At 56.8% G+C, this 20,290-nt stretch carries 17 protein-coding genes and 1 riboswitch; of the genes, 6 read left to right on the forward strand and 11 right to left on the reverse strand.

Going from position 1 to position 20,290, the window contains the following annotated elements:
* Window positions 1–83: 83 nt before the first annotated feature.
* Window positions 84–188: riboswitch (TPP riboswitch) on the reverse strand.
* 156 nt (window positions 189–344) lie between these two features.
* Entirely contained in the window at window positions 345–1,784 is a 1,440-nt protein-coding gene (locus tag ABRP31_RS24435) for a TolC family outer membrane protein (protein ID WP_349971886.1), read from the forward strand.
* Between the two features lie 173 nt (window positions 1,785–1,957).
* On the opposite strand, the gene waaA is transcribed toward ABRP31_RS24435, so the two are convergent.
* Entirely contained in the window at window positions 1,958–3,232 is a 1,275-nt protein-coding gene (gene waaA, locus ABRP31_RS24440) for a lipid IV(A) 3-deoxy-D-manno-octulosonic acid transferase (RefSeq protein WP_349971885.1), read from the reverse strand.
* Window positions 3,233–3,246: 14 nt separating this feature from the next.
* Window positions 3,247–4,137 (reverse strand): LysR family transcriptional regulator, encoded by an 891-nt coding sequence (locus ABRP31_RS24445; protein ID WP_349971883.1) that lies wholly within the window; start codon window positions 4,135–4,137, stop codon window positions 3,247–3,249.
* Window positions 4,138–4,222: 85 nt separating this feature from the next.
* Here ABRP31_RS24445 and ABRP31_RS24450 point away from each other — a divergent pair, with 85 nt between their 5' ends.
* The 4 genes from ABRP31_RS24450 to ABRP31_RS24465 are packed head-to-tail and all read left to right on the forward strand — an operon-like array spanning window position 4,223 to window position 7,585.
* Entirely contained in the window at window positions 4,223–4,555 is a 333-nt protein-coding gene (locus tag ABRP31_RS24450) for a multidrug efflux SMR transporter (protein WP_087269965.1), read from the forward strand.
* A 49-nt stretch (window positions 4,556–4,604) separates the two neighbouring features.
* Window positions 4,605–5,780 carry an FAD-dependent oxidoreductase gene (locus tag ABRP31_RS24455; RefSeq protein ID WP_349971882.1) on the forward strand — a complete coding sequence of 392 codons (1,176 nt, stop codon included), beginning with the start codon at window positions 4,605–4,607 and terminating at the stop codon, window positions 5,778–5,780.
* Window positions 5,777–6,592, forward strand: a complete 816-nt coding sequence (locus ABRP31_RS24460) for an aldo/keto reductase (RefSeq protein ID WP_087269970.1) — start codon at window positions 5,777–5,779, stop codon at window positions 6,590–6,592. Before ABRP31_RS24455 ends, ABRP31_RS24460 begins: the two co-directional genes overlap by 4 nt.
* A gap of 36 nt (window positions 6,593–6,628) precedes the next feature.
* Window positions 6,629–7,585, forward strand: coding sequence for a metal ABC transporter ATPase (locus ABRP31_RS24465; RefSeq protein WP_087269973.1), 957 nt, complete (start codon window positions 6,629–6,631; stop codon window positions 7,583–7,585).
* Between the two features lie 155 nt (window positions 7,586–7,740).
* Here ABRP31_RS24465 and hldE read toward each other — a convergent pair whose 3' ends face one another.
* Together hldE and msbA are read right to left on the reverse strand one after the other, a co-directional pair.
* Window positions 7,741–9,162, reverse strand: coding sequence for a bifunctional D-glycero-beta-D-manno-heptose-7-phosphate kinase/D-glycero-beta-D-manno-heptose 1-phosphate adenylyltransferase HldE (hldE, locus tag ABRP31_RS24470; protein WP_087269976.1), 1,422 nt, complete (start codon window positions 9,160–9,162; stop codon window positions 7,741–7,743).
* A 225-nt stretch (window positions 9,163–9,387) separates the two neighbouring features.
* Window positions 9,388–11,190, reverse strand: coding sequence for a lipid A export permease/ATP-binding protein MsbA (gene msbA / locus ABRP31_RS24475; protein WP_349971881.1), 1,803 nt, complete (start codon window positions 11,188–11,190; stop codon window positions 9,388–9,390).
* A gap of 116 nt (window positions 11,191–11,306) precedes the next feature.
* Here msbA and ABRP31_RS24480 point away from each other — a divergent pair, with 116 nt between their 5' ends.
* Window positions 11,307–11,945: a phosphotransferase gene (locus ABRP31_RS24480; protein ID WP_349971880.1), complete on the forward strand. Its 639-nt coding sequence runs from the start codon at window positions 11,307–11,309 to the stop codon at window positions 11,943–11,945.
* Between the two features lie 65 nt (window positions 11,946–12,010).
* On the opposite strand, the gene ABRP31_RS24485 is transcribed toward ABRP31_RS24480, so the two are convergent.
* Genes ABRP31_RS24485 through ABRP31_RS24515 form a run of 7 tightly spaced genes read right to left on the reverse strand, consistent with a single transcriptional unit; the run spans window position 12,011 to window position 20,131 of the window.
* A complete protein-coding gene (locus ABRP31_RS24485) occupies window positions 12,011–13,174 on the reverse strand; it encodes an O-antigen ligase domain-containing protein (RefSeq protein ID WP_349971879.1) in 1,164 nt (387 codons plus the stop codon).
* Window positions 13,164–13,937, reverse strand: a complete 774-nt coding sequence (locus ABRP31_RS24490; RefSeq protein ID WP_349971878.1) for a glycosyltransferase family 2 protein — start codon at window positions 13,935–13,937, stop codon at window positions 13,164–13,166. Before ABRP31_RS24490 ends, ABRP31_RS24485 begins: the two co-directional genes overlap by 11 nt.
* A gap of 33 nt (window positions 13,938–13,970) precedes the next feature.
* Window positions 13,971–14,927, reverse strand: coding sequence for a glycosyltransferase (locus ABRP31_RS24495; protein WP_349971877.1), 957 nt, complete (start codon window positions 14,925–14,927; stop codon window positions 13,971–13,973).
* 30 nt (window positions 14,928–14,957) lie between these two features.
* Complete coding sequence (locus ABRP31_RS24500; RefSeq protein ID WP_349971876.1) at window positions 14,958–16,367, reverse strand: PIG-L family deacetylase; 1,410 nt, start codon at window positions 16,365–16,367, stop codon at window positions 14,958–14,960.
* Window positions 16,364–17,260 carry an antimicrobial resistance protein Mig-14 gene (locus tag ABRP31_RS24505; protein WP_349971875.1) on the reverse strand — a complete coding sequence of 299 codons (897 nt, stop codon included), beginning with the start codon at window positions 17,258–17,260 and terminating at the stop codon, window positions 16,364–16,366. The genes ABRP31_RS24500 and ABRP31_RS24505 overlap by 4 nt, the downstream gene beginning before the upstream one ends.
* Window positions 17,260–18,390, reverse strand: a complete 1,131-nt coding sequence (locus ABRP31_RS24510) for a glycosyltransferase (protein ID WP_349971874.1) — start codon at window positions 18,388–18,390, stop codon at window positions 17,260–17,262. The genes ABRP31_RS24505 and ABRP31_RS24510 overlap by 1 nt, the downstream gene beginning before the upstream one ends.
* Window positions 18,374–20,131: a carbamoyltransferase gene (locus tag ABRP31_RS24515; protein ID WP_349971873.1), complete on the reverse strand. Its 1,758-nt coding sequence runs from the start codon at window positions 20,129–20,131 to the stop codon at window positions 18,374–18,376. Before ABRP31_RS24515 ends, ABRP31_RS24510 begins: the two co-directional genes overlap by 17 nt.
* Window positions 20,132–20,290 lie beyond the last annotated feature (159 nt).

A 20,290-nucleotide genomic window follows, 5' to 3' on the forward strand; every position in this document is an offset into this window, starting at 1 on the left:
GCTGGTGCTGAGTATCGAGCGGAAGAATGTTCGGCTCAGATATGAACCAAAGACCCCGGACGACACTCAAGAGGACTCGCCGGGAGACGAGAAATCTTGTTCCCTACGCAGGCGCTAACCTGATCAGGTTCAACGGGATCCGGTTTAACCGATCTCAGCCTCAAAGCAAGGCACCCCGACAAGAACGTCGCCAGTCTAGTCGGGACGGGGCCGGAACGCCAAGCACGTTTTCAAACGCTGGATAAATGGCCTGCCTGATTGTTGCAAGGTCCCCCAGCCTCTACACTCGCTAACCAGTTTCTTCGAATCGGACTGGCACCATAATCATGAACAGGGAACACCCCATGCTGCACAAACTTTCATTGGCCATTGCCGTGTCATGTGCCTGCAGTTCGATTGCCTGGGCAGCCGATTTGCCGCTGCCAACCAAGACCGGCCTGGTCAGTGTTTATCAGGAAGCTGTCGACAACAACGCCGATCTTGCAGCAGCCCGCGCCGATTATGCCGCTCGCAAGGAAGTCGTGCCGCAGGCCCGCGCAGGCTTGCTGCCCAATCTGTCTGCAGGCGCAGACGTCAACAATACCCGCACCAGCATCGACCAACCCAACGCCGTCGCTACCCGCAGCGGCACGGTGTATCAGGCGACGCTGAGCCAACCGATTTTCCGTGCCGACCGCTGGTTCCAGTTACAGGCCGCCGAAGCCGTCAACGAACAAGCAGCACTGGAGCTGTCGGCCACCGAGCAGAACCTGATTCTGGAAAGCGCGCAAAGCTACTTCACCGTGCTGCGCGCCCAGGACAATCTGGCCTCGACCAAAGCTGAAGAAGCGGCCTTCAAGCGTCAGCTGGATCAAGCCAACGAGCGCTTTGATGTTGGCCTTTCCGACAAGACCGACGTGTTGCAGGCCCAAGCCAGCTACGACACTGCCCGGGCCAGCCGGATCGTTGCCAAACGTCAGGTGGATGATGCCTTTCAAGCGCTGGTGACGCTGACCAATCGTGAATACAACTCCATTGAGGGCATCGTCCACACGTTACCGATTCTGGCGCCGATGCCTAACGATGCAAAAGCCTGGGTTGATACGGCCGCGCAGCAGAACCTCAATCTGCTGGCCAGCAATTACGCAGTCAGCGCAGCCGAAGAAACCCTGCGCCAGCGCAAGGCCGGACACGCCCCGACCCTTGATGCGGTGGCTCAGTACAAGCGCGGCGATAACGATGCGCTGGGCTTCAGCAACCCGAACTACACCGGGCAGAACTACCGTGGCGACGTAGAGCAGCGCAGTATTGGCGTGCAGTTGAATATCCCGATCTACAGCGGCGGCCTGACCAGTTCGCAAGTGCGCGAAGCGTATTCAAGGCTGAGCCAGAGCGAACAGCGCCGCGAAGGCTTGCGTCGTCAGGTGGTGGAGAACACTCGCAATCTGCACCGCGCTGTGAATACCGATGTCGAACAGGTTCAGGCCCGCAAGCAGTCAATCATCTCCAACCAGAGCGCGTTGGAAGCCACGGAAATCGGTTATCAGGTGGGGACTCGTAACATCGTCGACGTGCTGGATGCGCAGCGCCAGCTGTACGCCTCGGTGCGTGACTACAACAACACCCGCTATGACTACATCCTCGATAACCTGCGCTTGAAGCAGGCGGCAGGCACGTTGAATCCCGGCGACCTGCAGGATTTGTCGCGCTACCTGAAAGCCGACTACAACCCGGACAAAGACTTCCTGCCACCGGATCTGGCAGCGGCCGCGAAAAAGAACTTCGAACGGCCGCCGCAAAGGTAGAGATCACTGTCGAGCAGCAAACGGAAACCTGTAGGTGCTCGTGAGTGCCTACAGAAAAGCATGAGGCAACCTCCTAAACCAGCGCCGCCACGCAACTGCGGTAGGAGCGAACCTGTTCGCGAGGCGATACGTCTGAAACACCGCGTCAGGCCCTCTCGCCAACAAGTTGCCTCCTACCCTAGAACGCGGTCAAGCCCATCCAGCAATCGCTGCAATGCGCCTTGATTGGCCTTCATCACTTGTAGCCCCGCCTCGGACATCTCACGGGCACGTTGTGGCTGGTCGAACAGGCTCTGCACGGCAGCCGAAAGACTCGCTGCATCACCGCACTCAACCAGTGCGTCGGCATTGCGCAGCATCGCGGCGATTTCCAGAAAGTTGAACAGATACGGGCCGCTCAACACCGGTTTGGCCAATGCGGCAGGCTCGAGCAGGTTGTGGCCGCCGTTGGGCACCAGGCTGCCACCAACAAAAGCAATGTCGGCCAAGGCATAGAGAAACAGGAGCTCGCCCATGGTGTCGCCCACCAGCACCGAGGTCTGCGGTGTGACTGGCTGACCGGATGAGCGACGCACCGTCGCAAAGCCCTGCTGCACGGCAAGATCATGAACGCTGTTGAAGCGCTCCGGATGGCGCGGCACCAAAATCAGCAACGCATCAGGATAGCTGATCAGCAACTGCCGATGAGCCGCCAGAACAACTTCATCCTCTCCCGCATGGGTGCTGGCCGCGATCCAGACGGGGCGATCAATCGTCTGCCATTCTTCACGTAGCTGCGCGGCACGGGTCAACAGTTGCGGGTCGATCGTCAGGTCGAACTTGATCGAACCGGTTACGGCCACGCATTCAGAACGTGCACCCAAATCCCGAAAGCGCTGCGCTTCGGTCTCGGTCTGTACCGCGAACCAGCTCATTTCTTCCAGCATCGGCCGGGTCAGCCTGGCAAACCGCGCATACCCCCGCGCCGAGCGCTCGGACAAACGCGCATTGGCCAAGGCCACAGGGATGCCGCGTTTGGCACACTGATGAATATGATTAGGCCAAAGCTCGGTCTCCATGATCACGCCAAGCACTGGTCGCACATGATCGAGAAAACGGCCCGCCGCCCATGGCAAATCATAGGGCAGGTAGCAATGCTGAATGCGCGGCTCGTTGGCGAACATCGCCTTGATCCGTTCCGAACCGGTCGGCGTCATGCAGGTGACGGTGATCGACAGCTGTGGATAACGGGCAAGCAGCGCACGAATCATTGGCGCGGCAGCAATGCTTTCCCCCACCGAAACCGCATGCACCCAGATGCCGCCCGGCTGCATGGCTGGCAAACCGAGGGCGAAGCGCTCGCCGATTCGCTGGCGATAGGCAGGAGCCTTGCGCGCTCGCAGCCACAGGCGAACGGCCACCAGCGGCAGACCGAGATGAAACAGCAAGGTATATAAAGTTCTATTCATGGGCGCGGAGTTTATCAGCCAATGGCGCGCAAATGCCGGGCAAAACTTTCGGAAAGCCACTGCGCAGCCGGGCCAAGCGGCTCGTCACGACGCCAGACCATTTCCACTACCAACGGTGGCGGCGTCCACTCGCCGACCAGCTCGATCATCTGATGCTGATAGGTCGGATATTGCACCACATGCCGGGGCAGCCAGGCCCAACCCAGGCCGCGCATCAACAGCTCGGCCATCACATAAAAACTGTCGGCCCGCCAGACCTGCGGGCTCAGTTGCTCACCACCGGGATAACCGCTCTGTTGCGGAGCGATCAGTAACTGGCGATGCCGCGCCAGTTGTTGTCGAGTGACGCGCCCATCGCGCGCCAGTGGATGATCCACTGCGCACACGGTAACCATTTCCACACCGCCCAACCCTCTGCGCTCCAACTCGGAGGGCATCTGCTCGTGATGAAACAGCAAACCCAGATCAGCCCGCCGCTCCAGCAACTTGCGCGCTACGTCGCCCTGAGCACCGCTGGCCAGCTGAACTTCAAGGGTCGGAAAGCGTTCGGACAGCGCCTCCAGGCTATCGAGCACAGGCTGGTAAGGCATGGCTTCATCATGCGCCACGCGCAATTGCGCCTCCTGGCCGCGCATCAACGCCAGAGCGCGTCCGTCGATACGCTCGCATTGACGCAACAGCTCGCGCGCCTCTTCGAGCAATGCCGTACCAGCCTCGGTCAAGCGCGGCTGGCGGCCACTACTGCGTTCAAACAGGCTCACACCCAAATCCGATTCGAGCATGGCGATCGAACTGCTGACGGCTGACTGTGCGCGATGCATACCCCGCGCCACAGCTGAAAACGAACGCTGCTCGGCCACGCTGACGAACAGGCGCATTTGCTCAAGACTCCACTGCATGGCCAAACCTATCTCCCATAGCGATAGGTAATGACTTTACCCCATCTGAGTGATGGCTAAAATACGCGGCATACGAAGAGGAGTTACCGTCATGCCTGCTTACTACCTGCTGGCCATCGCCATTTGTGCTGAAGTCATCGGCACCCTATCCATGAAAGCCGTCAAGGGCCTGAGCACGCCGCTCCCCCTGTTGCTGGTTATCTGCGGCTACGCCATCGCCTTCTGGATGCTGATCCTGGTAGTTCGTACGATTCCGGTAGGCATCGCCTATGCAGTCTGGGCGGGCATGGGGATTGTCATGGTCAGTGTCGCCGCGTTTTTCATCTATGGGCAGAAACTCGATATCCCCGCCATGCTCGGCATGGGCTTGATTGTCTTGGGTGTCGTCGTCATACAGCTGTTTTCGAAAACCGCCGGGCATTGAAAACGCGTTCCTCTATAATGGCCGCATTCTTTCGGCCACAGAGGTGCTCATGCCTTCCGTTATTTCCACTGACGTCCTGATCGTCGGTGCCGGCGTTGCTGGCCTCTGGCTCAATGCCCGACTGCGCGGCCAGGGGTACTCGACTGTCCTGGTCGAAAACGCCAGCCTCGGCGGCGGACAAAGCCTTAAATCCCAAGGGATTATCCACGGCGGTGCCAAATACGCGCTGCATGGCGCGTTGTCGGGTGCATCAGAAGCCATCGCCGACATGCCACGTCGCTGGCGTGAAGCGCTGGCAGGCACCGGCGAGCTTGATCTGAGTGGCGTACGCGTACTTTCCCAGGCCCATTACCTCTGGTCGCCCGGCACACTCGCGGGCAACCTCACCAGTTTCTTTGCCAGCAAGGCCGTACGCGGTCGCGTTGATCAAGTCAAAGGCACTGACCTGCCGCCAGCCCTGCAGGACCCGAAGTTCAAGGGCAAGGTTTATCGCCTGGCTGAACTGGTCATTGATGTACCAAGCCTGATTGAGCGACTGGCCGACCTGGCCGATGGCAGCTTACTGGCTGGTCACGATCTGGAACCGTTGGTAGATGGCGACGACCTGGTTGGCATGCGCGTCGACGGTCGGGATATTTTCGCCCAGCGCGTGGTGCTGTGTGCGGGTGCAGGCAACGCTGATCTACTGAAAAAACTAGGCGTAGCGCAACCCGCCATGCAACGTCGGCCGCTGCACATGGTGCTTGCCAAAGGCCCGAGCCTGAAACCGCTGTATGCCCACTGCCTCGGCGGCGGACCCAAGCCGCGGCTGACGGTCACGACTCATCCGGCCGCCAACGGTCAATGGGTATGGTATGTGGGCGGCGATGTCGCCGAGGCGGATGGCGTAGCCCGTGACCCGGCCCAGCAAATCGCTGCCGTGAAAAAAGAACTGGGCACTTTGTTGCCGTGGATTGATCTCACTCAAGTCGAGTGGGCAACCTTGCGGGTTGATCGAGCAGAACCAGCGCAATCCGGGTTGGTGCGTCCTGACAATGCATTTCTAAGCGTGCAGAACCGCCTGATGGTGGGCTGGCCGACAAAGCTTGCGTTGGCTCCGGACTTTTCCGATCGTGTGCTGGCCGAGCTGTCCCACGAAGAAATCCACCCGACGCCGCAGCCATCTTTAAACGATCTGCCCAAGCCACCGTTGGCCATACCTGTCTGGGATCAACTGCTGCCATGAGCGTAAAGACCTTACACGAGCTGCATCGCCCGCTGGGCAGCACCGGTATTAGCGTATCGCCATTGGGCCTGGGCACGGTCAAGCTCGGCCGTGATCAAGGCGTCAAATACCCCAACGGCTTTACTATCCCGGACGATCAGCAAGCGCAAATGCTGCTGAAGATGGCACGTGACATGGGTATCAATCTGATCGACACCGCACCCGCCTACGGCACCAGCGAGGAACGCCTGGGGCCTTTGTTGCGTGGTCAGCGGCAGGATTGGGTAATAGTCAGCAAGGTCGGTGAGGAGTTTGAAAGCGGTCAGTCGAGTCACGACTTCAGCGCTGAACACACTCGAGCCTCGGTGGAGCGCAGCCTGAAACGTCTGGAAACCGATTTTATTGACTTGGTGCTCGTGCACTCCGACGGCAATGATCTGGCGATTCTTAACGACAGCGATGTTTACCAGACCCTCGCTGACCTTAAGCGTGAAGGCAAGATTCGTGGCTTCGGTTTTTCCGGCAAAACCGTAGAGGGCGGCCTGCTGGCGTTGCGTGATGGTGATTGCGCCATGGTCACTTACAACCTCTCCGAGCAAGGCGAAAAGCCAGTGCTCGACTACGCTGCTGCCCACGGCAAAGGCATTCTGGTCAAGAAAGCGTTGGCCAGCGGTCATGTCTGCCTGAGACCTGGAGTTGATGCGGTGCAGGCCAGTTTCGAATTGCTGTTTGCCCATCCGGGTGTTGCCAGTGCTATTGTCGGGACCATAAACCCGATGCATCTGGTCCATAACGTAGCCACAGCCGCTGCCGTGATTCGCCGTCCAGCCTGATGTAGGCGGCCGACCCCAACGCAAGAAGGAGCCGATATGCCGCGAACTTTGATTCGGAAGAATCCAAGCAACTTCAAGACCCTGCCGTTATTCGTAGAAGCCACGCCCGAAGGCCTCAATTATCAAAGCATCGGGATGCCACTCAATTTCACCCAGACCTTGCAGCGGCGCCGCAAAATAGAAGTGGCCGACACCGAGCGGTTCGCTACGGAGCTGGCTAATCTGGGGGTTTCGGTACGCCTGACACTGAATTGGCAAAACCGCGATTACTGGGTATTGGTTCGCCAACGTCGTCAGGATCGTGGCGATGTAGTGTTGAAGTTGATCTCGGGTTATGTCCCGGCTCACGAACTCAATCTACCGTTGCACACCGCCATTCAGGAGGTCGCTGAAGAGTGCCTGATTGAAACTCCGCAAGGCTGGCTCAGCGGGCGCTTCAACGATATCTGGCTACCGGCGCCCTACGCCGCAGCCCTGCATTACCGTGAAGCGATGCCGTTTCGTCTCAGCACGCTATCAGGCGCTGCACGCCCGGTACGCTGCGGTAGCATGACCTTGATCGAACGGCCTCGCGCCTACGTACACTTGCCCACCGCATCGTTGCAGCTTATTTATGACATGCGTCTGGAGGTCCCCAAGGAAGCGCGGCCTCTGAGCTTGTTCCATGTCGATGAGTGTCTCGAAAAAGATCAACTGGTCGCCCGCCTCAATCGAAGCAAGCCTGATCTGTACCTGATGCCGCTGGAAAATGGCGTGCCGCTGCCCGAGCTTTACACCTTGAAGCGCGACAAGCTGACACCGGCCGGAACCCGGGGCCTGTATCTGGCTGAAAGCTTTGCAGCACAGGAAGGCTGGGTGGTGCGTGACGAGAGGATTCGCTGGAAGGACTGGCTACGCCAGCAAGGCATGACGCCACCGCCAAAGAAAACCGGACTCAAACGCCTGACAGGCAAGGCCCGGCAATTATTGAAGTTGGTGACGTTTAAAAGCTGAAGCGCAACCTATGTGGCATTGGAATACGGCCTGAGTGTGGGAGCCGGGCTTGCCCGCGATACATGAGACGCAGCCAGAAGACATAACGCGTTATCGTTTATCGCGGGCAAGCCCGGCTCCCACAGTAAGCATTCACAACTCAAGAGCGGATCACTTCACTGCCCGCGAATCTTCTCGACAATCGCGGTAGTAGAGCTGTTTTCCACAAGCCCCAACACCCGAACCTCACCGCCATAGGCCTGGACGATATCCGCGCCGACCACCTGGTCGATACCATAATCGCCGCCTTTGACCAGCACATCTGGCTTGACGTAGCCGAGCAGGTTTTCCGGTGTGCCTTCAGGGAAGCTGATCACCCAATCCACTGCTCCTAGCCCGGCGAGTACCGCCATACGCCGATCCACACTGTTGATCGGGCGCCCAGGCCCCTTCAAACGGCTGACGGACGCGTCATCGTTGACCGCAACAATAAGGCGATCACCTTGAGCACGCGCTTGCTCCAGATACGTCACATGACCGGCATGGAGAATATCGAAGCAACCGTTGGTGAAAACGATCTTTTCCTTATGTGCGCGGGCGTCGTCAATGGCCACCAGCAGTTGCTCAAGGCCCAGAACACCTCGCTCAGAGCCTTCTTCTCGCTGGATCGCCCGACGCAGCTCCGGCGCACTGATGGCCGCCGTACCCAGTTTGCCGACGACGATGCCCGCAGCAAGATTGGCCAACGCCACCGCGTGAGGCAGATCTTCACCAGCAGCGATAGCCGCCGCCAAGGTAGAAATAACGGTGTCGCCTGCACCCGTCACATCGAACACTTCACGAGCGCGGGCAGGCAGATGCAAAGGCTGGTGATCCGGACGCAACAACGTCATGCCGTGCTCGCCACGGGTGACCAGCAACGCGCCCAGATCCAGCTCGCTCATCAACTGCGCGCCCTTTGCGACTAACTCAGCCTCGTCAACGCAGTGGCCAACGATGGCTTCAAATTCGCTCAGGTTCGGAGTGATGAGGCTGGCGCCACGGTAAATCGCAAAATCTTTGCCCTTCGGATCAGCAAGCACCGGGATGTTGCGATCACGAGCAGCTTTGATCAGCGCCTGATGGTTCTTCAGCGCCCCTTTACCGTAATCGGACAGAACCAAGACTTTGATGCCGTCGAGCAACCCTTCCACTTCAACGCTCAAAGCCTCGGCGTCAGTGGTAAATGGCTCTTCGAAGTCGATGCGCAGCAGTTGCTGATGCCGGCTCATGACCCGCAGCTTGACGATGGTCGGCTGATTGGCAATGCGCTGGAAGCGCGCCAGCACACCTGCGGCCTTGAGGCTGTTGGAGAGGCTTTCTGCAGCCTCGTCTTCACCGGTCACACCAACCAGCGAGGCAGGTGCACCCAACGCAGCAATGTTCAAGGCGACGTTCGCAGCACCGCCTGGACGGTCTTCGATTTGCTCAACCTTGACCACAGGCACGGGTGCCTCCGGCGAAATCCTTGAGGTACCGCCATGCCAATAGCGGTCGAGCATGACATCGCCCACTACCAAGACTGGTGCTTGATCGAAACGCGGCATGGACAACTTCATCGAACAACCCGTAACTAGAATGAACAAGGGCGGAATCTTAGCACAGGGTTTGCGAAGGCTTGGGATTGCGCAACATTGAGAATTGCGAACGCGGCGATCTCTATAGGCTGTGCGGGAGCGAATTCATTCGTGAAAGCGGTGGGCCAGGCGCTGAGACCTGTGAAGTACCGACCTATTCGCGAATAAATTCGCCCCCACAACTCGCTACCACATCATCCTGTTCAATCAGATGGCGCCGACCGGTGCTGGCTCATCAAGCCCCATGGCATGCAGGCGCGAGTAATAGCCATTCTGTGCGAGCAATTGAGCGTGAGTGCCACGCTCTACAATACGCCCGCCGTCCATCACCAGAATCTGATCAGCCTTTTCAATCGTCGACAACCGGTGAGCAATCACCAGCGTCGTACGCCCTTGCATGGCGTGATCCAGTGCGGCCTGAATATGCCGCTCGGACTCGGTATCCAGCGCTGAGGTCGCCTCATCGAGGATCAGCACAGGCGCGTTCTTGAGTAATGCCCGGGCAATTGCCAGACGCTGGCGCTGACCACCGGAAAGCAGCACTCCATTTTCCCCGACCTGAGTGTCCAGACCTTGCGGAAGCTGATCGATGAACTCCTTGGCGTATGCATCGGCCGCAGCTTTTTCGACATCGGCACGAGGAGCGCCAGCCAGATCACCATAGGCAATGTTATTGGCCACCGTATCGTTGAACAGCGTCACGCTCTGAGTAACCTGAGAGATATGACGACGCAGGTTACGTAGCCGATAATCGCTGATCTCTACATCGTCGAGCAGAATCTGCCCGTCGCGATGCTGATAGAAACGCGGCAGCAGGCTGGCGAGCGTGGACTTGCCGCTTCCCGAGCGACCGACGAGCGCAACCATCTGACCTGGAGCTACGGAAAAACTGATGTCATCCAGCACCTGACGCTCTGTGCCCGGATACGTGAAGCTGAGATTCTTGACCTCAAGGTGCCCGCTGACCCGATCACGCTCAATGGTGCCGGTGTCAAACTCTGGCTCAACATCAAGCTGCTCAAAAATGCTCTCCGCGCCAGCCACACCCTTTTGAATGGTAGAGCTGACTTCGGACAACTGGCGAATAGGCTTTGGTAACAAACCTGCCGCAGTAATGTAAGCCACCAGATCACCAGCAGTCGAATCACCACGCAGGTACAGCACCAGGAACATCAGCACAGCCATTGCCGTGTAGATAACCAACTGCAGCATCGGCGTGTAGATTGCGCCGGTTTTGGTCATGCGCAGTTGTTTCTTGGTGTTGTCGGCACTAGCACCTGCAAAGCGAGCTTCTTCGTATTGCTCGCCGCCAAAGCTGCGTACAACGCGATAACCCTGAATAGTTTCGGAAGCCACATGGGTTACATCCCCCATGGCCACCTGAATCTTCTTGCTTTGCTTGCGGAATTTCTTGCTGGCGCTGCCAACCATCACGGCGATCACCGGCAAAATTGCCAGCATGACCAGCGTGAGTTGCCAGTTCATCCACAGTAGATAAACGAACAGGAATACGACAGTGAGGCCTTCGCGGATCACCACTTTGATTGCATCAGTGGCAGCACCTGTCACCATCGTTACGTTGAACGTGATCCGTGAAATCAGATGTCCTGAGTTGTGGGTATCGAAATAACGATTAGGCAATACCAACAACTTGTTAAAGAGTTCGACACGCAGGTCATGAACCAGACCCAGCGAGACTTTTGCCAGAAAGTAATTACCCAGAAAGGAGCCCAGACCTTGCCAGGCCGCAATCAGCACGATAATCAGCGGAACGGCCTGCAGCAGTTGCAGATCGCGCAGGTAGGGTACATTGGGGAACAGTACCGCCTCTGGGTTGCTTAGCCCATCGACGAAGTACTTCAAGATGCCCGCCAGCATAGGCTGGGTCGAAGCAAACATGACAAAGCCTATGATACTGAGCAGGAAGATTCCTACATACGGACGCACATAGGACAACAAGCGGAAGTAAATCTTCATACTTGATTGGCTGGACGATTCGGGGGATGTCATGAGAATCCGTCATGCATAAAAAGAGGCCGAATTGTATCACAAGCGCATTTTGCTACAGCCTGCTGCGGTAACATAGGCGGCTGTCCAAGCCTTAGGGCACAGAAACCGGAGTATCGATGCAAGCGCTTGATCACGCACATTACCTTGCCTTGGTCGAGGGGGCCGAAGTCCTCGAAGCCGATTATTCAGGTGATAAAGTCCTGCGACTGACCGATGGATCAATGCTAAAACTGTTTCGCCGCAAGCGACTGATCAGCTCGGCAGCCTGGTATCCCTATGCGCAACGCTTCGCAGACAACTGCATAACATTAGCGCAGCGGGCTGTCCCCTGCCCCAAAGTGCTGAGTGTGTTCAGAATCGCAGAAATTCAGCGTGACGCCGTGCATTACGCGCCGCTGGACGGAAAAACACTGCGTCAGGTGCTCAATGAGCCGACCAGCGATGACGAACTTCGAACAGAACTAGGCCGCTTCATCGCTGAGCTGCACGAAAAAGGCATCTACTTCCGGTCGGCTCATCTGGGCAACGTGATACTGACCCCGCAAGGCACGCTGGGCTTGATCGACATAGCAGACATGAAGACCTTCCGTGGCCCGCTGCGTAAGAGTCTGCGCCTGCGCAACTTCAAGCACATGCTGCGCTATACCGAAGACCGTGCGTGGCTGCTCGGGCAAAACAATCAGGCGTTTATCAATGGATACCTGGGCGCACAAACACTTTGCTCCGCAAACGAGCTGACCCTGGTAATCAGTTGAGCTCTCCCTGGCGCTAATCAGATGCAAAAAAATGGCCTTGGTAGGGCCATTTTTTTCGTTTGATTTTACTGCCGTTCAAGCCTGCGTTCACGCACCACTTGGGCATAGATCATTACCGCAGGGAACAATACCAGCACCCATAGTTCATCAGGGTTACCGACCAACTTGCTGCCATCGAAGTTGAGCATGACCAGCGCGCACGCAAGATAAACGCCCCACGCACTGCGCATGCGCCACGAATGCCATAGGGTCAATGCCATGACAGCAACAAACAGCACCAGCGAGACGGTTCCGGTATAGAGCCCCATAGCAACAAAGATATTGTGAGGATGCTGGATGGGCATGCCACCGGTGAGTACTTGAGTGGTATGGAAATCAACCCCACACCCCATCAGCCATCCACAGTTGCGCCACTCCCCGACCATGATCTGCAGCAACTCGATGCGATGAGAGTCACCTCTTTTAAACAGCAGCTTTACCCATGCCTCGTCCTTGACCAGCCACACGACAAGCAAAGCCAGCAGAGCAAGGCTGATGACCGCGATAGCCCCCTGTTTCTGATGGTGGCGCATTGCATGTAACGCCCATAGCCCACCCAGAAAAGCTGCACCCACCAAGGCTGTGCGGGTCTGAACAACAAAAGACACTATGAACAGAGATAAAACGACTGCGGCAGTAGCTTCGACCCAGCGCCTCTGTTTCAGCAAGACAGGCAGTACCAGCCCCAGTGCACAGAACAGCCAAATGCTGGCGTAGATGACGTTATCCAGACGTGAGGGAAGTATGTCTACCCTATGGCCAAATTCGAACTTACCGGTGACCCAGCCGTAAATCCCCGACAGCAGGATGTACAGGAAGACAACCCAGAACTGGCTGCGCGCAAAGAAGCCACTGCGGAAAAAGTCGACATTGACCAAGCTGGCCAGCACAAAAACAAATAAGGCGACGTAAGCGATGTGCTTATAAAACTGGAAGTCTCCCGAATTAAAAGCAGGCACCAGAAAACACAACATGAACGCTAGCCAGAACCAACCAAGACGATCTGAGAACAGGCCAGTCCCGCGGTTAATGATCAGGAGGATCAAACCTGGAAGAGCGATCAATGCATAGAACAGGTTGTTGGTGAACTTGGATGAGTCCCCCAGAATGAAGCTCAAGAGAAAAAGGACTAATGCACCGCTGAAATAGGCTGCTGTTTTAGGGTTTAAACCGAAATTCTCAGACAACATTACTGATTACCCAACCTATGACCAGACCAAGAACAAGCGTTCCCAACAATTTGACGCGATCCCGTTTCTTGCGGCGTTTTTTACTGATGCGCTCCTGCGGCAGCTCCAGATGATTTCCGAAACCTGTATGCAGTACCGCATCATTCTCCAGAATCAATGCGTAGCGGTTTTCTGCGGCATAGAGGCCGGACAGCTTTTTCTCGCCGCCATGAGAGGCATAAGGCGCATGCTGCTTGTAGTCGACCAGACGGCGTAGCCCGGGATTGAAGGAGAAACCCTGCCACTCAGGCTTGTGCGAACCAAGCTTGTAGAACGGGATGCCCTGAAACACTTCACGCTCATTAAGATAAACGTAAGGGCTGTGAACCTGCAGGTCGTGGTTGAAGCTGCGTAACCACACTTGCAAGGCTTGCGGATCATTCTCCAGCAAGGTCATCGATTCTTCGATGAAACCAGGGCGGTAGAAGTCCCAATCGTCTTCGCAGTGAAACACCCAGTGAGTATCAATCTGCTCATAAGCGGCATCGATCGAACGCATCTGACCCAGTTTCGGGTTGTTGATAATGAAGCGGGTGAATGGCCGCCAGTGCTCTGGAATACAATCCTGAACCTGGGCATCGCCAGAATCCTCAGTGATGAAAACACTGCGTATTGGCGCGGTATTGAAGCGGTCGAATGTCTCAAGCGTTCGCTTTAACAAATCAAACCGCCCACAACTGGTAACCACCAGTGTGATCTCGCTACTTTCGCTGAACACCATCATTTGTACTCAATCGTTGAAATTTGAAAAAGGCGGTCACAGCCCCAGCCGAGACCTCAAACGGTCTAACCAGCCCATGGCTGGCATGGCACGCAACGGTGGACGCATCTCTTCAACAATGGCCTTCCCTAGCGCGTGAAATGTAAAGCGTTGTTCAACCAAAGTCTGCCCATTACGCGAAATTTCATCTGCCAGCTGAGGGTTGCCCCTTAACTGACGCAGCTTTTCCTGAAGCTGCGGGATATCGCGGTAGAAAACGATGTTGTGCATATCAACAAAACCTAAGGCACGATTCTCTTCAGCGCCTTGATCGTAAGCGAGCAACACGCAACCACAGGCCATGGCCTCGAAGTTCTTGATCATGTACTCGCCCATGCCCACATCGGCGCTGACGAAAAAGCGAATCCGGTTAAGCGTTTCGCAATACTCTTCGCCTGATTTGGTACGCGTCACCACCAGCTTTTCAACACGGCCCAATTCGTCCAGCAATGCCTTGCGGCCACTGTACGCAACACTGTTGGTACTGCCGACAAAAGCCAGCTCGATATCCCGCTCGCGATCACGCCACTGGAGCAGACTCTGGTCATAGCCCTTGGGGACGAACACAGCATCGAACCCTTCATCGCGCAGGCGCTCGCTGACATTGAAGCCTGAGCACATGACCCTCACCCAAGGTAGCTTCCGATAGTGAGCGCTGAACTTTCCGGTGTACTTGCAGGCAATGTAGTTCTGATAAGCGTCGTGCTCGAGGATTACCAGATTGGGGATCGTGCGAATGAAACCCGCCTGGCGGATCTCATGCTTGAAGCGCAGGAAAAACACAATACGATCGTATTGAGTAACATCCACTTCACGGCGAAAGTAACCCCGCAGGTTGCGTTGTTCAGCGGACGTCAGCCAGCGCACATCACATTCGCAATGGGCAGCGATCCCTTCGTACAGGCGATCCAGAATGGCTCGTTGTTCTTTCTGAACCAGAAGTAAAACTTTCATTTTTTTCCTTGCAGTACCGCAGGCTGCCAATCAGATATCTCTGCGCCAGAACAGCTCGTGTCGGCGAACAGCTTTCCTGAAAAATTCGTTTTCACCCTCGGCAGGCCAGCGTCGCCCGGCCAACACACTTTGCAACCAGCGACGAACACGTCTCTTCAACGGCATCGGTGGTTGCAGATCATGCATCATGCCTAATGCCATTGCCTTATCCCGCTGCTGATCAAGCGACAATTCCAGGCTGTAGGGAATCATTTGCAATGAGGCGTCAAAAACAGGTGGCAAACTGACACCATTATAAGCATTACCCATGGGCCAGCGGTCATTGTCGTGCAAGTGATTGGCGTAACCCAGGATTACATCAGGCTGCCACTCGAGCCCTTCGAGCGCCTCAAGAACTGCAGCCTGTGAACAAATATGGTCGGGGTGAGGGTCGATGGCCGGGTGAGGCATGACCAACACTTGTGGCCTGGCCTGCAACAACAACGCCCTGAGATCTGCCAGCAAGTTGTGCCAGGTGGGCGCGCCGTCGACATCGCCTGGCAGCGTCATGGCGTTGAACTGGCGGAAAATACGAGTATCGACAATCTGCGCCTCTCGCGAGGCAACCGGCTGATCCGGTGCCGACTGCATGGCGGGTAGCTGCAAACAGAAGTAGCCAAGCTGCACACACTGAGATTCCGGCACACCGCCCCATCGCGGCACGGCAATACTGTCCCAGGCTCGCAGTCGCCCCTTGAGCCGCGACGCTTGAGCCTGGCTCATGCCCATTTGCTGATAGTGTTCGGCTTCTATCTCGCCCGCCGTCAGCGTAACAATCCAGGTGTCCGCCGCCTGACTATACAAACCAAAGGCCGCGAGTTCTGCGTCGTCAGCGTGAGGCGCGATGACCATAACGCTCTGCTGGCGAGCATCAGGCTGATGAAACACCCACAAACGCGGCGCTGCGCGCACCGTGCAAAAACGGCCACGCAGGCGCAATGAGCCATCGGCCAATGCTTTACCAAGACCCGTCAGATTGAGGTATCGCAGACCGCCAACACCACGTTCAAACGCCTGCCTGTCAGTGACATCTGCCCCGGACAGCTCAATGTACGGATCAAAAAATCGCCCCAGCCACGAGCTTCGAATTTCAAGAGCGAGAATCAGGGTTTCATCCCCGTTCAGTTCCAAAGGAGCTTGCAGGTGCAAACGCTGCCCCTGAAGACTCAAGCCCATCACCTCGGCGTCACTCGGAAAATTGTATTGATAATCGTCTTTCGGGGAATAAAACAGGTGATCAGCGAACCAGGCTTCGTGAGCAATCCAGCCCATGAACGCAAGTAACAGCGGCAACCACCAGGCAATCACCACGCCCACGATAATCAGCAATAACAGCCCAGCCAGCAACGCCATGCGCTTGTTACGGCGATGGCGCTTGAGTAATGCCTGCTTGCGGCTCAAATCTGGAATACCGGCACGGGATTACACCAACGATCCTTGTACTCGCGATCTGAACGCCCAAATGAAAAGCGTAATGGTTTACCCAGGTTACGAGCATCTTCCCAAGCGCTTTGCGTGTTGAGAAAACTCAGCACACTGCCAGGGCTGAAATCACGGGTTTCGGGATCAACACCGCCGTTGATGTACTCGACGCTGATCCACTCTGGTGCTTCAACGCGATACACCAGCTGGATGGCTATCGGCGCATCGTTGAGAAACACCACTGAGCCGATCAACAGCTCGCGTAGCAACTCGATCACGTCGGCCATGCGCTCGGCGCCGGTCGCAGCAAAGCCCCAACGGCGCTGGAAAAGATCGCAGTACATCCGCGCCATTTCATCGCTGGTGAAATCCGTCACGGGACGAACAACACCACCCGCTTCCTCCAGCAGACGCAGTTCGCGACGCTGGTTGTAGCGAAACTTCTTCGACAGTTCTTCTGGCGTACGGGCCATGGCCAGGCATTCGGCCTGAGGCTTGAAAGTACTGACACGCCCTTCATTGAGCGCTGACATGTAGCGTCCACGATGACGAACAGGCACCTGAACATCGGCCGCAACTGGCAGTATCAACTCTGCGTTGCCAAGATCGAACAGACCTTTCTTGCCATGGCTTTTCAGCACGTCCTTGGACAGTGCCAGCGAACGTCCCCATGTCGGTATCGCCGCCTTGATTTCACCGTCTTGCTCCCAGCCAAGATAACGCACCGGGATTTGCGCCAGACCAGCAAGGCGCTCGACCACCATAGGATGAGTTGCCACGCTACCGCCGTAACGTTGCCATGCCTGCTGATAAGCAGTAGCGTCAATCAGCGTCCAGCCACGCTCGCGCCAGCCTTGGAATCGATTGAGCATCAAGACTCCGCAATCAGGCTGGTGACCTGAGGTAAACGCCAGAACACTTCGCGTACAGCCTGATCAGAAAATCGCTCGCGCAAACGCAACAGCATCAGGTCTGCACACTCGCGACGTTGCCCTGCATCCAGGGCGGACAAATGAATCAGCCCGTGAGCGAGACGTTCGGTATCGCCCAGCGGGAACAGTACGCCCACACCCTCGACCACTTCCTTCGCTCCGCCACAGGATGTCGCCAATAAAGGCACACCTGCAACCATGGCCTCGAGAAGCACCATGCCAAACGGTTCATGATCAGAACTCAGCGCGAAAACATCGAACGCTTTGTAGTAGAGACTGGCTTGCGGCACCTGACCAAGGAACAACACCTGTGAGCCAATGCCCAACTCCAGCGCCAGTGCTTTGAGTTTGCGCTCGAGCGCCCCCTTACCCAGAATCACCAGTTGACTGCCCTGCGGCAAGCTTGGCAAGGCTTTGGCGAAACCGCGTAGCAAAGTTGCCTGATCCTTGTCCGGATGCAGCCGCCCGACGTTGCCAACGATCCATGCCGATGACGACAGGCCCAGCTCGTGACGCGCCTGTTCGGCGGACAACTGGCTGGCTTGCAGGCGTTCGATATCGACGCGGTTGTACAAGGTTTGAATACGATCGGTCGGCCAGTTGGTCAGACTTTGACGAATATCGTCACGTACCGCATCGGACACACCCAGCAAACTCAAGCGTCTGCGAAACAGGTGAGCGAAAAGTCTACGACCGCGCCGGTGATAATCGCCGAACGCGTGATGCACGCCAATGACCGGCAAACGCGTGGCCAGCATCGCGATGTACACCGGTTTGAAACGGTGTGCGATGCAGAAGCTGAAGTTGCGCGAAGCAACGATCTTGCGCAGATCACGAATGGCACGCAGCTTCAGGCCACGAATGGCCGCGGAGCTGTACTCCATGAAAAGTACTTCGTCGGATGCACACGCTGCCGCAACCTCGGCATCCGCCGCGCCGGTCAGGAATACCGTCGTAACCCGGTACCCCTTGCCAACGAACAGACTCGCGTATTGCCGGGCGCAGTCTAGAAACGGACCATCATAACCGTGACAAAACTGCAGCACATGGCGCTCAGCCGAGCGTGTCATAGGCTTCCACGCCGTCTTTGACCACCAGAATATCTTCCATGATCAGGTACTCGAGATCCGAGCCGAAGAACATGTTCAGCGCATCTGTCGGCGAGCAGATCATCGGTTCGCCGCGACGGTTGAGCGAAGTATTCAGCGAAACGCCGTTACCAGTCAGGTTTTCCAGCGCTTTCATCATGTCGTAGTAGCGCGGGTTGTATTCGCGCTTCAGGACCTGGGCACGCGAAGTACCATCTTCATGGACGACTTCCGGCACGCGGGTCTTCCACTCTTCAGCCACTTCAAAAGTGAAGGTCATGAACGGTGCAGGGTGATCAATCTTGATCATCTGCGGGGCAACGGTGTCGAGCATCGACGGGCAGAAAGGCCTCCAGCGCTCGCGGAACTTGATCTGGTGGTTGATGCGGTCAGCCACGCCAGCCACGCTCGGGCAGCCGATGATCGAACGACCACCCAACGCACGTGGGCCAAATTCCATACGGCCCTGGAACCAGGCCACAGGATTACCTGCAACCATGATTTGCGCGATGCGTTCCGGGGTGTTTTCGATCTGACGCCAGACCGGCTTGCTCGGATGGCGGGCGCAGGCAGCGATCACATCTTCATTGGTATACGACGGGCCGAGGTAGACGTGCTCCATCTTCTCAACCGGCACACCGCGGGCGTGGGAGACGTAAGCCGCCGCACCGACCGCAGTACCCGCATCACCCGAAGCCGGCTGCACAAAGAGCTCTTTGACCTCCGGACGAGCAATGATTTTCTGGTTCAGCTTGACGTTCAGCGCACAGCCGCCCGCGAAAGCGATCTTGCCGGTTTCCTTGAGGATGTCACCCAGATAGTGATCCATCATCTGCAACGCCAGCTTCTCGAACAGCGCTTGCATGCTCGCGGCGTAGTGGATGTAAGGTTCGTCGGCGATGTCGCCTTCGCGCTTGGGACCCAACCACTCGATCAGCTTGGGCGAGAAGTAGAAACCTTTGCCTTTCTCTTTATAACGACGCAGGCCGATAACGTTGGCCAGCTCGGTGTTGATCACCAGTTCGCCGTTCTCGAACTTCGCCAGACGCGAGAAATCGTATTTGCTGGCATCGCCATACGGCGCCATGCCCATCACCTTGAATTCGCCGTCGAGCATCTCGAACCCGAGGAATTCAGTGATTGCGCCGTACAGGCCGCCCAAGGAGTCAGGATCGAAGAACTCCTTGATCTTGTGAATCTTGCCGTTCTCACCGTAGCCAAAGAAGGTCGTTGCGTACTCACCCTTGCCGTCAATACCCAGGATCGCGGTTTTCTCTTTGAAACCGGAGCAATGGTAAGCGCTGGAAGCGTGGGCCAAATGGTGCTCGACCGGCTCGATCTTGATCTTTTTAGGATCAAAGCCCAATTGTTCAAGACACCAGACGATCTTGTTGCGATAACGCTTATAGCGACGGTTGCCCATCAACAGCGCATCAAGCGCACGGTCCGGGGCGTACCAGTAACGCTTGGCATAGTGCCAGCGCGCTTTGCCGAACAAGCTGATAGGCGCGAACGGAATCGCCACCACATCGACATCCGAAGGCTTGATGCCCGCTTGCTCAAGACAGAACTTCGCCGACTCGTAGGGCATGCGGTTCTTTGCATGTTTATCGCGAACGAAGCGCTCTTCTTCAGCCGCTGCCACCAGCTTGCCGTCGATGTACAGCGCGGCGGAAGGATCATGGCTAAGGGCGCCGGACAGGCCAAGAATCGTCAATGCCACTGGGGTCTAGCCTCTTTAGTCTGCATGCAGGCGGCACGCGCCTGAGAAAAATATGTGCCCTCGCAGCGGGGCGAGGAACAGCTAAAGGGCGGGATTATAGCGTAATGACAAGTGGATTTGCTTGGCAGTAAGTAAATCCCGCGCAAGCCATGGCCTGGC

Source organism: Pseudomonas caspiana (assembly GCF_040224095.2).
In the GTDB taxonomy this organism is placed as follows: Bacteria; Pseudomonadota; Gammaproteobacteria; order Pseudomonadales; family Pseudomonadaceae; genus Aquipseudomonas; species Aquipseudomonas caspiana.

Coding starts and splice junctions, on each gene's coding strand:
- ABRP31_RS24435 (WP_349971886.1), top strand. CDS start 345: ATGCTGCACAAACTTTCATTGGCCATTGCCGTGTCATGTGCCTGCAGT.
- waaA (WP_349971885.1), bottom strand. CDS start 3,232: ATGAATAGAACTTTATATACCTTGCTGTTTCATCTCGGTCTGCCGCTG.
- ABRP31_RS24450 (WP_087269965.1), top strand. CDS start 4,223: ATGCCTGCTTACTACCTGCTGGCCATCGCCATTTGTGCTGAAGTCATC.
- ABRP31_RS24455 (WP_349971882.1), top strand. CDS start 4,605: ATGCCTTCCGTTATTTCCACTGACGTCCTGATCGTCGGTGCCGGCGTT.
- ABRP31_RS24460 (WP_087269970.1), top strand. CDS start 5,777: ATGAGCGTAAAGACCTTACACGAGCTGCATCGCCCGCTGGGCAGCACC.
- ABRP31_RS24465 (WP_087269973.1), top strand. CDS start 6,629: ATGCCGCGAACTTTGATTCGGAAGAATCCAAGCAACTTCAAGACCCTG.
- hldE (WP_087269976.1), bottom strand. CDS start 9,162: ATGAAGTTGTCCATGCCGCGTTTCGATCAAGCACCAGTCTTGGTAGTG.
- msbA (WP_349971881.1), bottom strand. CDS start 11,190: ATGACATCCCCCGAATCGTCCAGCCAATCAAGTATGAAGATTTACTTC.
- ABRP31_RS24480 (WP_349971880.1), top strand. CDS start 11,307: ATGCAAGCGCTTGATCACGCACATTACCTTGCCTTGGTCGAGGGGGCC.
- ABRP31_RS24485 (WP_349971879.1), bottom strand. CDS start 13,174: ATGTTGTCTGAGAATTTCGGTTTAAACCCTAAAACAGCAGCCTATTTC.
- ABRP31_RS24490 (WP_349971878.1), bottom strand. CDS start 13,937: ATGATGGTGTTCAGCGAAAGTAGCGAGATCACACTGGTGGTTACCAGT.
- ABRP31_RS24495 (WP_349971877.1), bottom strand. CDS start 14,927: ATGAAAGTTTTACTTCTGGTTCAGAAAGAACAACGAGCCATTCTGGAT.
- ABRP31_RS24505 (WP_349971875.1), bottom strand. CDS start 17,260: ATGCTCAATCGATTCCAAGGCTGGCGCGAGCGTGGCTGGACGCTGATT.
- ABRP31_RS24510 (WP_349971874.1), bottom strand. CDS start 18,390: ATGACACGCTCGGCTGAGCGCCATGTGCTGCAGTTTTGTCACGGTTAT.